Origin of the sequence: Vibrio sp. V33_P6A3T137, from assembly GCF_009904835.1 — a bacterium.
Taxonomy (GTDB): domain Bacteria; phylum Pseudomonadota; class Gammaproteobacteria; order Enterobacterales; family Vibrionaceae; genus Vibrio; species Vibrio metschnikovii.
Genome location: NZ_WXWK01000098.1, coordinates 1 through 14,900, shown reverse-complemented (window position 1 = coordinate 14,900; position 14,900 = coordinate 1). Strand labels below are relative to the sequence as shown.

Sequence of the window (14,900 nt, the reverse complement as noted above, 5' to 3'; positions counted from 1 at the left end):
GATAGACGGCAAGTGAGTTCATCCCCATGAGCATAGCCAAACGATGTGATTGGGTGAACGAACGTAACCAACACCGCTGCAGCGTCAAGTAGAAAGGGCATACAAGCTTCCGTCGCTATTCGGGAATAACAATAATTACATTAATAATCTCTGCGCTACCCCCCTTACAGATAGGGTTAACGATAACGATCTGTAAGAGGGGTAAGACAAACAGAGAGGCACTTACAGGAAGAGCGGTATGTCTGACTTGAATATATTCAAGCAACCTAAATCATTTTATTTGATTTTTTCAATTGAGTTTTGGGAGCGATTTGGCTTCTACGGAATGCAAGCAATTTTGACGGTATATATGGTCAAAATCTTAGGTATGAGTGAGTCAACTTCATTTGTTCTATTTGGTGCATTCTCTGCTTTAGTTTATGGATTTGTTGCCGCTGGTGGCTGGATTGGCGATAAGATTATTGGTACAAAGCGTGCAATCACGCTTGGTGCAATCATCTTAATGGTCGGTTATCTGTTATTAGGTTTATCGACAACGGATGGCCATTGGGGAGGACCAACGCTGATTTACATTGCGATGGGATTCATCACTGTTGGTAATGGTTTATTTAAAGCCAATCCATCAAGTTTGCTCTCCAAGGTTTATGCCGATAACGATCCTCGACTCGATGGTGCCTTTACGATGTACTATATGGCCATCAACCTTGGCTCGTTCTTTTCGATGATCATCACCCCGATAGTCGCTGAACGTGCGGGATATGGTATGGCATTTGGTGTTAGTGCAATTGGCCTAGCGATCACGGTAGTCAACTTTATGATGTGCTTAAAAATGCTCAAAAAAGTTGGTTCACCTGCCGATCTCAAACCCGTCAATCGTCGTTCATTAATGGTGGTTATCCTAGGCTCTGTACTCGCTAGCTTTATTTCTAGTTATCTCTTACAAAACCTGTTCTTAGCTCATATGATTTTGGTCATAGCCGGCTTAACCATTCTGGGTTGCTATTTTAAAGAAACTTTTTCAATGACTGGCTTAGAACGTAAAAAAATGCTCGTCGCCTTTGCTCTTATGCTGCAAGGCGTGGTTTTTTTCGTGCTCTACTTCCAGATGCCGACTTCATTAAACTTTTTTGCTATTCATAACGTTAGCCCAAGCCTATTCGGTTTCCAAGTTGAACCAGAACAGTTCCAAGCTCTTAACCCATTCTGGATCATGCTAGCAAGTCCGATACTGGCGATGTTATACGGTAAGTTAGGTGAGCGTTTAGCGATGCCGTTTAAATTTGCCATTGGCATGGGATTATGCGCGCTTTCTTTCTTGGTACTTTCTTGGTCGACAAGTTTTGCGAATACCCAAGGGATCATCAGTTCAAACTGGTTAGTCATGAGCTATCTATTCCAGTCGATCGGTGAATTATTGGTATCAGGACTTGGCTTGGCGATGGTGGCACAACTAGTCCCACAGCGTATGATGGGTTTTGCTATGGGTATGTGGTTTTTAACCTCAGCTGCAGCAGCTGTTGCCGCAGGATGGGTAGCTAGCTTAACCTCTGTCCCTGAACACATTACCACAGCGCAAGAATCACTGGCTATTTACGGTGACGTGTTTGGAAAAATTGGTTATGTCACAGCAGGTATCACTATCTTAACCTTTTTAATCGCGCCAATGCTAAGCAAAATTTGTCAAAGCACTACCGAGATTGAAACACTAACTCCCGTTGAAGCATAAATCGGTTAATCGATACGGCCTCTCTTTGCTGTAGAGGTCACCTTCATTTAAAAAAGCCAAACATCACCGTTTGGCTTTTTTATTATTTGCTGCAGCATTAACGTTTTTTTTGGAGCCAACAGCAGCACGGCTTTGGTTGCATTGTTAACCACCAGCGGAAACATTATCACAGTAAGACAACGGCCCTAATAACGAGCTTGGATTAAATCAACCATCATCTCAATGTGCAGATCAGAATCATTAAGGCAAGCAATATAGTTAAAAGCTTCACCTCCAGCCTCAAGAAAAAGATGTTTATTCTCTTCGCTAATTTCTTCCAACGTTTCTAAGCAATCAACCGAAAATGCGGGGCAAAGAATATCGATCTTTTTCATCCCCTGCGAAGGTAAAGCTTGCATAGTTTTATCGGTGTAGGGCTGTAACCACTCTTCTTTACCGAACTGCGATTGGTAAGTCATCATGACTTGTTGATCACTCAAACCTAATTCTTGTGCGAGTAAATGGGTCGTTTGTTGACAGTGTTGAGGGTAAATATCGCCATTATCAGCATAACGTTTAGGTATGCCATGATAAGAACAAATCAATACATCACCTTGCCCTTTTTCACTCCACGAACTGCGAACTTTGTCCGCTAAAGCACGAATGTATAACGGATGGTCATGATAATCGGTAATAAAATCGATTTCCGGTAGAACCCTTTGCGTTTTCATTGCTTTGGCTAAACCATCAAACACCGCTGCTGTCGTAGTTGCTGAATATTGTGGATAAAGCGGTAACACTATTATTTTTTCAACGCCTTGATCTCGTAACGCTTGCACACCACTCAGTAAACTTGGGTTTCCATACGTCATTCCTAGTTCAACCGGATAATCAAGGCGCTGTTGAAGTTTCTCTTGTTGCCGCTTTGAATAAACCAATAACGGCGATCCTTCATCCATCCAAACCGATTGATACAACTTAGCGACTCGAGGAGAGCGTAACGGTAAAATGACACCATGGAGTAGCGGACACCATATCCAACGCGTCAAATCAACCACACGATGATCATGTAAAAACTGACTTAAAAATCGTTTGACGGCTTTAGGCGTCGGTTCATCTGGCGTGCCTAAATTAGCCAGCAATACACCAAGTTTTTTTTTCGTTTGCATAACTTCCATTGATTCAGTCCACAGAGAATAGTAAGTACGTCACAACAACCAAAAAGTTTAAAAAAAGCGACCGTCAAGGTCGCTTTTATGATCAATGCGTTAGTTAACCTAAACAAATTGAAAACTAGGTGACATTATGCCAACGCTTTTTCAATATCAGCACTAACTTCAGCAACTTGCTTGGTACCATCAAATTTTAAATATTGAGTATGTCCAGCCGCCGCTTCTTTGCCGTAGTATTCGATCAAAGGTGCTGTTTGGTCATGATAAACACTTAGGCGAGCACGTACAGTCTCTTCTTTATCATCATCACGCACTACTAAATCTTCACCCGTAACATCATCTTTACCGGCGACTTTAGGTGGATTATAGATAGCATGATAAGTACGACCAGAAGGAAGATGTGCTCGACGACCAGCCATACGCTCAACAATCACGTCATCAGCAACATCAAATTCAATCACATAATCCACGTTTATTCCCATCGCTTTAAGACCATCAGCTTGCGGAATTGTGCGAGGAAAACCATCCAGTAAAAAACCTTTTTCACAATCAGCTTGAGCGATACGCTCTTTAATCAGACCTAGAATAATGTCATCAGAAACAAGCTGACCAGCGTCAATCACTGATTTCGCTTTTTTACCAAGCTCAGTGCCCGCTTTGATAGCAGCACGTAGCATATCACCAGTAGAAATTTGTGGAATACCATATTTTTCCATGATGAATTGAGCCTGTGTGCCTTTACCTGCACCCGGAGCGCCGAGAAGAATGATGCGCATGTTTAATCCTCTTTTGAAAATTGTGTTATACCCTTTCTACTTAAAGCTGCAGCGGTGTTGGCTACGTTCGTTACCCCAATCACATCGTTTGCCTACGCTCATGGTGATTCACTCACTTGCCGCCTACCTGCAACTTCAAGTCGTTTGGGTATATACCGAAGCTCACAGCCTAACGGAATTGAGAGACGGTAAGTTTCGGTATAATAAGATAAAAACTGGTCATAAAAGCATGAGACCACACAAGATGGCCAAATCATTTAAGCGAGTGATTCTAACATAAAATCCACCAAAAAGAGCAGAGTAAGACTAAAGAATCACGCCACTTCATAGTACGAACAGAATAAATGTATCGCCCTGAATACTGGCTGAAGCAGACAGCCTCATAAAAACCAAACTCGCACGATGGCGAGTTTGGTTTTATCGTGTAAAAAATAGGGTTATGCGTGAGTTAATAACTCATTGACCGCTTTAACATACTGAGTCGGATCTTCCATTGCTCCACGCTCAGCCAGCATCGCTTGGCCTAATAAGACTTCCACCCATTGACCAAACGCTTGCTCATCGGCTTCATCAGCCATGCGTTTGACCATGCTATGCTCTGGGTTGATCTCAAAAATATACTTCACTTCCGGTACGGCTTGCCCCGCAGCGGCTAATAATTTAGCCATTTGCGTACCCATTTCGCCATCATCAGTCACTACGACAGCAGGCGTTGAAGCAAGCTTAAAGGTAGTACGAACGTCTTTCACTCTTGAACCTAAGTAAGTTTTGATACGCTCAACTACCGTTTGAAACTCTTGCTCCGTTTCTTTGTGTTTCTCTTTCTCAGCTTCATCGTCAAACTTACTCAAATCCAAACCAGCTTTGGTAATAGATTGGAAAGATTTACCATCAAATTCGGTTAAGTAGTTCATCAACCACTCATCAATTCGATCGTACATCAGAATAACTTCAATGCCTTTGGCCTTGAATTGCTCCAAGTGAGGGCTGTTTTTCGCGGCCAGATAGCTATCCGCCGTCAAGTAGTAAATCACCTCTTGACCTTCTTTCATTCGCTCAACATACGCGGCTAAGCTCACGTTTTGTTGTGCGGACTCTTCATGAGTTGAAGCAAAACGCAACAATCCCGCGATTTTTTCACGATTAGCAAAATCCTCAGCAGGCCCCTCTTTCATCACGAGACCAAACTCTTTCCAAAACGTTTGGTACTTATCACTGTCGTTGGTGGCAAGACGCTCAAGCATGGTCAACACACGCTTAGTACAAGCGTTACGTAACGATTGAGTGACTTTATTATCTTGCAAGATTTCTCGCGAGACGTTGAGCGGTAAATCGTTGGAGTCGATTAATCCACGAACAAAACGCAGGTAAGATGGCATGAACTGCTCAGCATCATCCATGATAAAGACACGTTGTACGTACAGTTTTAAGCCATGTTTGTGGTCACGATTGTACATATCCCAAGGTGCTTTAGCCGGAATATACAGTAAGCTGGTATAATCGTTTTTCCCTTCAACTTTGTTATGGCTCCAAGTCAACGGGTCGGCAAAATCATGGGAGACATGCTTGTAAAACTCTTGATACTCCTCATCACTGACGTCAGATTTAGAGCGAGTCCATAGGGCTTGAGCCTTGTTAATTTGTTCCCACTTAACTTCTCCCGTCTCTTTCCCTTCCTCATCACGTACCGACGTTTGAATGTAAACTGGAATGCCAATATGATCAGAGTATTTAGAGATAATTTCTCGTAAACGCCACTCAGATAAGAACTCTTTCCCCTCGTCACGCATGTGCAAAACAATATCGGTACCACGAGAAGCTTTCTCTATCGTTTCAACCGTATACTCACCTTCTCCTTGTGAGTGCCATTGTACCGCTTGATCAGCCGCCAATCCTGCTGCGCGAGTCCGCACTGTCACTGCATCAGCGACGATAAACGCAGAGTAGAAACCAACACCAAACTGGCCGATTAATTGTGAGTCTTTAGACTGCTCTTGAGAAAGTTTAGAGAAGAACTCTGCCGTGCCTGATTTCGCAATAGTACCCAAATGCTCAATCACATCTTCACGACTCATACCGATACCGTTGTCTGAAATGGTCAACGTATTGGCTTTAGCATCAAACGACAGTTTGACGCCTAATTCTGCATCACCTTGATACCAATCAGGGTTGGATAACGCTTGGAAACGCAGTTTATCGGCCGCATCAGAGGCGTTAGAAATCAACTCGCGTAGGAAGATCTCTTTGTTGGAGTATAAAGAATGAATCATCAAATGAAGCAATTGCTTTACTTCAGATTGAAAACCACGTGTTTCTTTGTTGTTGGTTGTCGTCTCGCTCATTTTAGCTCCGTAACATCATATCAAACCCTATCCATCACACTAAAATGGGTAGGAAGAACATAGATTTGCTATTAACATGTGGCTTGGCAATGTAAATTCAAGGTCAAAAAACATAAAAACACTGTTTTTTGGATTTTTTTTGATTATCCTCTACTGGTTTTAGGTTTCACCCTTAAAAATTTCGATCAGGTTAATGAAAAAAGTCTGTCATTGATACCACTCAAAACTGTTAGCACGATGAGTTCGCAGTGATAAACAACAGTAAAAGATTGTTGTTTCATCGATGATGAGCGTGTTGCTGACGACAAATATGATCGAATAATACCAAACTAGGGCAGTAAAACCCCAAGCGCGACAGAACTTGGCCATTTTGAGTAACAACCATTAAAAAGAAGAACTCAATGAGCAATTTAGCTAGCAAATTCATTCTTGCCAATCGGTTTATTTTTGACTCGACATCAAACTTATTGGTCGATCAAACCGGAGAAGAAGAGACGCGTCTCGGTAGCAATGAGAGTCGTATTCTCTCTATGTTTGTTCAACATCCTAACCAAATTATTTCTCGTGATGACTTACATAATTATGTATGGCGAGAACAAGGCTTTGAAGTCGATGATTCCAGCTTGACTCAAGCAATTTCTACGCTAAGAAAAATGCTTAAGGACTCAACAAAACTCCCGTTGTTCATTAAAACGGTGCCCAAACGTGGTTATCAGTTTATTGCTAGCGTTGAGCCAATTGTTCCGCCCGAACCGGTCATTGCTGAGCCAGAGATCGAGTTAGAAAATAGCGCCACTAACCAAGACGAGAGCGCCTTTTCAGGAGAGAGGCATACTGATCTCACAGGCAAATCTAACAATACATTCATGAGCAGCAAAGATGCGGTTTCTGCGAAACGCTTATCGGATCTTCGCTCACTGGCGATGTTAGTGTGTGCTGTCTTATTACCCATCATGGTACTGTTTTTTAGTTCACCGTCTTCTTCACAATTTCGTCAACTGGCCGTGGTCAATGATGTCGTGATCAGCGCGCCCATCAATCACCCAGACCTGAGCACATGGCTACCTCTAATCAAATCGTGCATCAAAAGGCATCACTCGATGCGCTCTGATGATATGATCCTTAAAGAAGTGATCGCGACGGGTGGTGATAATGGTCAACTGATCCTGAACTATATCCACTTACCTCAATTTTCTGGGGAAAATATTACTTTGCGGATTTTTGCTAACCCAGATGACACCGATAAAGTGTGCCAGTAAGGAACAACGATGACCAAACAAATCTCTGCATTTTTATTGCTTATCTCAACGGTTGTCAGTAGTTGGATCTATTGGACGAATGAAACGAAGTTAGACAATGTGTTGATGTCACGTGAGTGGCAATCAAAAATGGTGACCTTAATCGAAACCACTCAACCTAATGACGCGGTCGGACCTCTGCATCGTGTTGACGTCTCTTCAAACGTAAAATATCTGCCAAATGGCACTTACCTGCGGGTTTCAAGAGTCAAATTATATTCTATTGAACCTTCATCAACCGACCGACCGGATAATATCATCAATATTTCTGAGTCTGGGGAGTGGAGCATCAGTGATAACTACCTTCTCGTATCACCGACGGAATTTAAAGATATCTCATCGTCTTACAGTAAAGATTTTACGCCCAAGCAACTACAGTTAATCACTCAACTGTTTAAGATGGACGCTCAACAGAGCCGAAGGATTGATATCATTAATAAGAAAACCTTACTACTCACTAGCTTGAGCCATGGTTCAACGGTACTGTTTGGTAATGGATAGTCACCACTTCTACATCATGAGTTGCCCATTAGTTGCCTATGAAAAAAGTAAACATTGATATTTATTATTGCCGGCAATGCCAGTGGATGTTGAGAGCGTCCTGGCTAAGCCAAGAGCTCTTGCAGACATTCAGTGAAGAGATTGACATGGTCTCTTTACATCCCGATACCGGTGGACGTTTTGAGATCTTTTGCAACCAACACTCAATTTGGGAACGAAAAAGGAATAATGGCTTCCCAGAAGCCAAAATATTGAAACAACGGGTACGAGACATTATCGATCCACAACGCGATCTCGGTCATATTGACCGCTAACGAATAGCGCTCAACATGACTTAGAAAAAATATTATTGTGAAAGATCAAGCGATGCTAAGGTTTCTCCCTCAAAGCCATAGACAGTGAAACAAAAGCCATCTAAGACAGCAAAACTGGCGACGGCCTGAGATCGGGGAAACGTCACCGAACCAGGGTTTAATACAAAATGATTGCCGCATCGCTCTGCTCGTACAAGATGAGTATGACCATGAACAACAATGTCACCTATCGATAAAGGCGGCAGAGTCTGCTCATCATAGAGATGGCCATGAGTAAGAAACAATCGCTGTCCTGAGGGCAATAATACCCACGCAAAGTCACTCATGATTGGAAAATCCAATAACATTTGATCCACTTCGCTATCGCAATTCCCCCGCACCGCAATAATTTGTTTAGCGTAGTCATTTAATTTTTCGGCTACCGCGGGAGGGTTATACCCTTCAGGAATAGGGTTTCTCGGACCGTGATTTAATAAATCACCCAATAAAATCAGCGTATTCGCTCCAGACTGGGTAAATTGCTGTAACATTTTTTCGGCTGCAGGCAAAGCACCATGTAAGTCTGAAGCAAAGAACAGTTTCATTATCTCTCCCCTCTCTCAAATCCGGTCGTCCATAGCGACAAACATAACATCCTCTGTCAATCTCGACTCGTCAATGGTGACGGCCTATTGAGTATGTAAAGAATTTTATTGTACGTTTTTTCATAACCTACGTCATCTTCGTCAATCTTTGTGTTGAGAGTGACACTTCCTCCACGGAATGACCACAGACAAGAGAAAAGCTTGAACACCAAGAGAGATACACATAAGCTGATTAAGCGTTTGTTTGCTTAATACATTACCCATGCAAGGAGGCAAAATGAACATTTTTATCACTGGTGCCACTGGTTTAATTGGTCGTGAGCTGATCAAACAATTAATCACTCACGATATCGTCATCCTCACACGAGATATCGCTAAGGCACAGCGAAAACTTGCCCACGCTAACACTAAGATCTCGTTCATTAGTGATATTAATCAATTGCATGATCTTAATCACTTCGATGCGGTAATTAATTTAGCAGGAGAACCCATCGCCGATAAACGCTGGACTGACAAACAAAAACAGCGTATTTGCCAAAGTCGTTGGCAGCTAACCGAGCAGTTGGTTGAATTGATCCATGCGAGTACCACTCCACCAACTCTTTTTCTTAGTGGCTCTGCAGTGGGGTATTATGGCGATCAACACGAACATCCCTTCGACGAAAGTTTGCAAGTGCAAAGCCAACAATTTTCTCATCACATCTGTGCCGTTTGGGAACAAACAGCGATGCGCGCCCAATCATCCAGAACGCGAGTTTGCTTGATGCGAACAGGAATCGTCTTATCGCCTGAAGGCGGTGCATTAAAGAAAATGCTCCCTCCCTATCGCCTAGGATTAGGTGGGCCGATTGGCCGTGGTACCCAGTATATGCCATGGGTCCATATTAGTGATATGGTACGGGCAATCATTTTTCTGTTGGAAACCGAACATGCTCAAGGCGCTTTCAATATGTGTGCTCCACACCCCGTTACCAATGCGGTCTTTAGTCAAACTCTCGCCGCGAGCCTCCGAAAGCCTCATTTATTAACCACTCCACGATGGGCGATCAAACTGCTGCTTGGTGAGGCGAGCGAATTACTGTTTGATAGCTTGCGTGCGAAACCAAAGAAATTGACAGAGTTAGGCTTTAAATTTAATTTTCCACGACTTGAACCGGCGTTAAAACAGCTATTATCACATCACCATTAATTGGATTCATTATGACTCGCTCGATCCTCATCACAGGTTGCTCAACAGGTATTGGCTATATGGCGGCTCTAGCGCTGAAACAACGTGGCTATCATGTCATCGCTTCTTGCCGGCACATCGATGATGTCAAGCGCTTACAGCAAGAAGGGGTTACTTGTATTCAGTTGGATCTCAGCGATGAACAGAGTATTCATCAGGGAGTAAAAGCAGCACTCGAGCTTTCAAATCATCAACTTTACGCTCTATTCAATAATGGCGCTTATGGGCAACCTGGCGCGCTAGAAGACCTATCAACTGCAGCATTACGCGCTCAATTTGAAACCAATTTTTTTGGCTGGCATACATTAACAACCTTATTGCTTCCGCACTTTCGTCAACAAGGGCATGGACGAATCATTCAAAACAGCTCCATTTTAGGCTTTGCTGCGATGAAGTATCGTGGCGCTTACAATGCGTCTAAATTTGCGATTGAAGGATGGACAGATACATTGCGTTTAGAGCTCCAAGCGAGCAATATTCATATTAGTTTGCTTGAACCAGGACCGATTAACACTGAGTTTCGAGCTAATGCATTAACCGCCTTTAAACGCTGGATCAATATTGAACATTCTCTTCACCGCCAAGCTTATCAGACTCAGTTAGCCCGCTTGGAAAATGCACAATCAAACCATCCTTTTGCTCTGTCTGCTGAAGCGTGTTTAGCGCCGATATTGCATGCTTTAGAAGCCAAACACCCCAAGCTTCGCTACCGAGTGACCGTACCAACGAAAGTGTTTGCACTCTTGAAAAGACTCTTACCTGGGCGAGTATTAGATAAATTACTCAGCAAAGCGGCTTAGCTGTCATTGATTCGTCATATTGGTTTGCCATACTGATCATGCTCAGGTGATATCACGAAATAAGATATCAATCATGGTACAACACCAAACACTGAGTATACCCAAACAACTTGGAGTTGCAGGTAAGCGGCAAGTGAGTGAGTCCCCATGTGCATAGATAGACTCTATGATTGGGGTGAACGAACGTAGCCAACACCACTACTGCTTCAAGTAGGAAGGGGTTATTCTTCTAAATATATCCTAGGTGATAGGCTGATACCCTCTGCTGCTATCATCCAAGGAAGGCATTGAGTATGACCCAAATGACATTAAATCAATGGAATTGGCTCGGTGTCACGATTGTTTTGGCACTGCTGATCCTTTTTTAGCACCTTTGTTTGCTTTGACAGAAAAACCACTTCGGTGGTTTTTTTATGCGTGAGTGAAAAACACTTTCTCTTTCAAGTCATCAATCAGCCTTGAGTTTTGCTTTTTTATCCCCCATTTGTGTAACAATGCCTCAATGCAATAAGGAATGATCATGCACCCAATTCATCATAGTGATGTGTCTCAACACAATTTTCAGGAAATATTGGCCAACTCGGCTCAGCAACCCGTGCTGTTTTACTTTTGGGCCCCCATCAGTGATGAAAGTGCTCAACTACTTCCTGAATTGCAACAACTCGCTCAGCAATACGCGGGTGCCTTTCAATTAGCGACGTTAAATTGTCAACAAGAGCAAGCTCTCGCTGCTCAGTTTGGTATTCAGGCATTACCAACCATTGCATTATTTATTAATGGTCAGCCGGTGGATGGATTAGGTGGGCCGCAACCACTCAGTGCCATCATCGATATGCTCGATAAACACTTACCTAGCCAAGAAGAGCGTACCGTTCAAACTGCATTACAACTCGTTAAGCAGCAAGACTATACTCAGGCGTTACCGTTACTCCTTGAACTCAGCGAAACATGGAAAAATCAAGGTGAGGTTAAACTCGCATTAGCAGACTGTTTTATTGCTACTCGTCGTTTTTCCGAAGCAAAAACGCTGTTGGATAACATTCCGTTGCAATATCAACAAAGCGATTACAAACGTTTATTGGCACAAATTGAATTGTATGAACAAGCAGCAGAAAGCCCAGCAATAAAAGAATTAGAAGCGGCGTTAGCGCAAAATAGTAACAACGCGACGATGGCTAATGAATTAGCCTCTCAGTACCATCAAGTGCAACGAGATGAAGAGGCTCTTGAACTACTCTGGCGCTTTCTAAAAGATGATCTAACGCTATTAGATGGCGAAATGAAAAAAACGTTTATGGATATTTTAAGCGCATTAGGTCAGGGGAATCCCATCGCCGCCCGTTATCGCCGACAACTTTACTCTCAGCTCTATTAATCTCCAACTGACTCACAACGCTATCTTAGCTAAAAGGTAGCGTTGAATTAGTGATGTGGTTTCTCTCTTTTCTCCCGTGTATTACCCCTCAATTTTTCCCCTGTCATTATTCAACGATAAATTCTCATTAGCCCTCAGTTTTTCATGCTGATGATTGCCTATTCAAGCATTCTGATACACAATGATTTTTGGATTTTTTATTGGTACCTAAACAACGTAAAGCGTTGTCATAAGGTCTATTACTCAAAGGGAACGTCATGGCTATTGATTCATTGATTACAATCGGCGTGTTTGTCTTCGTCGCCATTGTATTTATTATGTCGGCAGTAAAAACCGTCACTCAAGGTAATAACTGGACGGTAGAACGTTTCGGTCGTTACACCCACACACTCCGCCCCGGCTTAAACATCATTGTTCCATTTGTTGATAAAGTTGGAAGCCGTATCAATATGATGGAACGAGTGCTTGACATTCCAGCTCAAGAAGTGATCAGCAAAGACAACGCCAGTGTCGTCATCGATGCCGTCTGTTTTGTTCAGGTTATTGATGCAGCCAAAGCCGCTTATGAAGTAACGGATTTAGAGCACGCCATTCGTAACCTGACATTAACCAATATGCGTACAGTGCTTGGTTCAATGGAGCTGGATGAAATGCTCAGTCAACGGGATATGATTAATACAAAATTACTAACCATCCTTGACCAAGCGACCAATCCTTGGGGCGTAAAAATCACTCGTATTGAAATCAAAGACGTTCAACCCCCTGCCGATCTGACGGCTGCGATGAATGCACAGATGAAAGCCGAGCGGAATAAACGCGCAGAAGTCTTGGAGGCGGAAGGGGTTCGCCAAGCACAAATTTTACGCGCCGAAGGTCAAAAACAGTCCGAAATTCTTAAAGCCGAAGGTGATAAGCAAGCGGCAATTTTACAAGCAGAGGCTCGTGAACGCGCCGCAGAAGCAGAAGCGAAAGCCACTAGCATGGTTTCTGAAGCTATTGCTAAAGGGGATATGCAAGCCGTCAATTACTTTATTGCTCAAGGCTATACCGACGCTCTAAAATCTATTGGCCAAGCAGAAAACAGCAAAATCATTATGCTGCCACTGGAAGCAACCGGCTTGATGGGGTCTATTGCTGGGGTCGCAGAAATGTTCAAACATTCAGCAGATAAAAAGGGATAACGCTTGATTGAATGGCTCGCTCAATTTAATTACTGGCATTGGTTAGCCTTAGGGCTGGCCTTATTAGCCGTTGAACTGTTAGGAACGGCAGGCTACTTCTTATGGCTTGGCCTGTCTGCTCTTTTGGTTGGTCTGATTATGCTGCTCATCCCCATGGGATGGCAGTTGCAGTGGATGGCGTTTGCCAGCTTTGTACTATTAACAACTTGGCTCTGGTGGCGTCGCCAATTTAAATCGGATCGATATGACGATGCTCAACGCTCGCTAAATCAGAAAGAGAAACAGTTAATTGGACGGCGACTATTGCTCACTGAACCCGTAAAAGCGCAAGTCGTCACTCGATTACAACTGGGGGATAGCACGTGGTCAGCGATCAGTGATCAAGATATCGCTGCTGAATCTATGGTAGAGGTTATCGGGCTTGATGGGATTACGCTTAAAATTAAACCTTATCAACCTTTAGAAAAGTAAGCTCCTGCCTTGAGTGAGAGCGAAAGATAGCTCTCACTCTCTCTATGAATGTGTGATTAAGGTAAATCTACGTAATCAACGCTGCTGTAGCTTCAAGTCAAGAAGTAAACAGTAGAAAAACGATAAGAATCTAACGGGCCTTATCGTCTACATATTTACAACACCCCTTCAACTCTTCAATGATCGGACAATCGTGCCCTTCATCACCGGGGCAAGATGCAACCCACTCTTCAAGCTGCTGCTTAATCAAGGTGAGTTCGTTCAGTTTACTCGAGACTTCCTGCAACTTTTCTTGTGCTCGCGCACGCACTGCTGCGCGCGTGCGCTGTGGATCATTGGCCAGTGTGAGCATGGCTTTACACTCATCCAAACTAAAACCGACTCGCCGACAGCGAGCAATTAATAACAAATCATCGATATGCTGTGGTGTGTAAGTTCGGTAACCACTTGTAGATCGTAATGGCACAGTGATCAAACCTTTTTCTTCATATAAACGAATCGATTTGACACTTAATCCTGTTAATTTAGCAATTTGGCTGATATTCATCATATTTTTAATTATTGGCTTACTACCCAAGAAAGAAACGCTTTTTTCTCTTCATCGGACAATTTAAGCTGAGAAAAATGAACTTTCAATTGCTCTACCTTAGATGTTTCAACATTATATTGATAGCCTTCAGTTCCGTGTGGCGTATTTTGTACTGATTGTTTACGCAAACTGACAGCAGCAACACTATTAGATTGATTAAACCTAACTAGTTCTTTTTCATAATCTCTAAACAAGCCCATTCCACGGCTTAGTAGTACATCTTGAGTATACTCGACTTTTCCTTGTTGACTAATGACAGTCACACCAGGATTGCGATCAAACTCCTTTGACATAGTTTCATCTCTGATATTAATACTGGGTTGGACTAATAACTGAGAATTATTCGCTACTATTTTTACTACTATAGCAGGCGATTTGTATTTATTTTTATTTCCTCCCATATGAATCACTTTTTCTGCTCGAAATACCAACTGATTGATGCCATCACCTAACGTCACCTGAGGCGTATGACCAAAACTTCCGGTTAACTCTTCACCGTTAATGGCCAACAATTGTAAATCCCTATCGATATTTACTATTACATCAGCTTGAGCTGTGTAGGCA

Annotated in this window: 15 protein-coding genes; 9 read left to right on the top strand and 6 right to left on the bottom strand. The window is 42.8% G+C overall.

Features of this window, described 5'->3' with window-relative positions; translation table 11 throughout:
- Positions 1 to 238 precede the first annotated feature (238 nt).
- Positions 239 to 1,726: a dipeptide/tripeptide permease DtpA gene (gene dtpA / locus CAG60_RS09585; protein ID WP_161426048.1), complete on the top strand. Its 1,488-nt coding sequence runs from the start codon at positions 239 to 241 to the stop codon at positions 1,724 to 1,726.
- A 185-nt stretch (positions 1,727 to 1,911) separates the two neighbouring features.
- On the opposite strand, the gene hemH is transcribed toward dtpA, so the two are convergent.
- From hemH to htpG, 3 genes are all read right to left on the bottom strand, one after another.
- Positions 1,912 to 2,874 carry a ferrochelatase gene (hemH, locus tag CAG60_RS09580; RefSeq protein WP_161438822.1) on the bottom strand — a complete coding sequence of 321 codons (963 nt, stop codon included), beginning with the start codon at positions 2,872 to 2,874 and terminating at the stop codon, positions 1,912 to 1,914.
- A 134-nt stretch (positions 2,875 to 3,008) separates the two neighbouring features.
- A complete protein-coding gene (gene adk, locus CAG60_RS09575; RefSeq protein ID WP_004395694.1) occupies positions 3,009 to 3,653 on the bottom strand; it encodes an adenylate kinase in 645 nt (214 codons plus the stop codon).
- Between the two features lie 437 nt (positions 3,654 to 4,090).
- Positions 4,091 to 5,995: a molecular chaperone HtpG gene (gene htpG / locus CAG60_RS09570; protein ID WP_154168714.1), complete on the bottom strand. Its 1,905-nt coding sequence runs from the start codon at positions 5,993 to 5,995 to the stop codon at positions 4,091 to 4,093.
- Positions 5,996 to 6,396: 401 nt separating this feature from the next.
- Here htpG and CAG60_RS09565 point away from each other — a divergent pair, with 401 nt between their 5' ends.
- The 3 genes from CAG60_RS09565 to CAG60_RS09555 are packed head-to-tail and all read left to right on the top strand — an operon-like array spanning position 6,397 to position 8,108.
- A complete protein-coding gene (locus CAG60_RS09565; RefSeq protein WP_161438821.1) occupies positions 6,397 to 7,254 on the top strand; it encodes a winged helix-turn-helix domain-containing protein in 858 nt (285 codons plus the stop codon).
- A gap of 9 nt (positions 7,255 to 7,263) precedes the next feature.
- The gene (locus tag CAG60_RS09560) at positions 7,264 to 7,794 is read left to right on the top strand and encodes a regulatory protein ToxS (protein ID WP_154168718.1); all 531 of its coding nucleotides are present in this window, start codon (positions 7,264 to 7,266) and stop codon (positions 7,792 to 7,794) included.
- 38 nt (positions 7,795 to 7,832) lie between these two features.
- Positions 7,833 to 8,108, top strand: a complete 276-nt coding sequence (locus CAG60_RS09555; RefSeq protein WP_161438820.1) for a SelT/SelW/SelH family protein — start codon at positions 7,833 to 7,835, stop codon at positions 8,106 to 8,108.
- Between the two features lie 32 nt (positions 8,109 to 8,140).
- On the opposite strand, the gene yfcE is transcribed toward CAG60_RS09555, so the two are convergent.
- Entirely contained in the window at positions 8,141 to 8,692 is a 552-nt protein-coding gene (gene yfcE, locus CAG60_RS09550; RefSeq protein WP_154168722.1) for a phosphodiesterase, read from the bottom strand.
- A gap of 277 nt (positions 8,693 to 8,969) precedes the next feature.
- Between yfcE and CAG60_RS09545 the strand changes: the two genes are divergently transcribed.
- The 5 genes from CAG60_RS09545 to CAG60_RS09525 all read left to right on the top strand — a co-directional run bounded on the left by CAG60_RS09545 (position 8,970) and on the right by CAG60_RS09525 (position 13,747).
- Positions 8,970 to 9,881, top strand: a complete 912-nt coding sequence (locus tag CAG60_RS09545) for a TIGR01777 family oxidoreductase (RefSeq protein WP_161438819.1) — start codon at positions 8,970 to 8,972, stop codon at positions 9,879 to 9,881.
- 11 nt (positions 9,882 to 9,892) lie between these two features.
- Positions 9,893 to 10,720 carry an SDR family oxidoreductase gene (locus CAG60_RS09540; RefSeq protein ID WP_161438818.1) on the top strand — a complete coding sequence of 276 codons (828 nt, stop codon included), beginning with the start codon at positions 9,893 to 9,895 and terminating at the stop codon, positions 10,718 to 10,720.
- A gap of 520 nt (positions 10,721 to 11,240) precedes the next feature.
- The gene (locus CAG60_RS09535; RefSeq protein ID WP_154168728.1) at positions 11,241 to 12,095 is read left to right on the top strand and encodes a co-chaperone YbbN; all 855 of its coding nucleotides are present in this window, start codon (positions 11,241 to 11,243) and stop codon (positions 12,093 to 12,095) included.
- A 257-nt stretch (positions 12,096 to 12,352) separates the two neighbouring features.
- Entirely contained in the window at positions 12,353 to 13,276 is a 924-nt protein-coding gene (locus CAG60_RS09530) for an SPFH domain-containing protein (RefSeq protein WP_004395700.1), read from the top strand.
- Positions 13,277 to 13,279: 3 nt separating this feature from the next.
- Complete coding sequence (locus CAG60_RS09525; RefSeq protein ID WP_161438817.1) at positions 13,280 to 13,747, top strand: NfeD family protein; 468 nt, start codon at positions 13,280 to 13,282, stop codon at positions 13,745 to 13,747.
- A gap of 130 nt (positions 13,748 to 13,877) precedes the next feature.
- Here the strand turns inward: CAG60_RS09525 and cueR are convergent, their stop codons facing one another.
- On the bottom strand, positions 13,878 to 14,294 hold the full coding sequence (gene cueR, locus CAG60_RS09520; RefSeq protein WP_161438823.1) for a Cu(I)-responsive transcriptional regulator: 417 nt from the start codon (positions 14,292 to 14,294) through the stop codon (positions 13,878 to 13,880).
- 11 nt (positions 14,295 to 14,305) lie between these two features.
- A partial coding sequence (locus tag CAG60_RS09515) for a YccT family protein (protein WP_161438816.1) occupies positions 14,306 to 14,900 on the bottom strand: 595 nt, incomplete at its 5' end.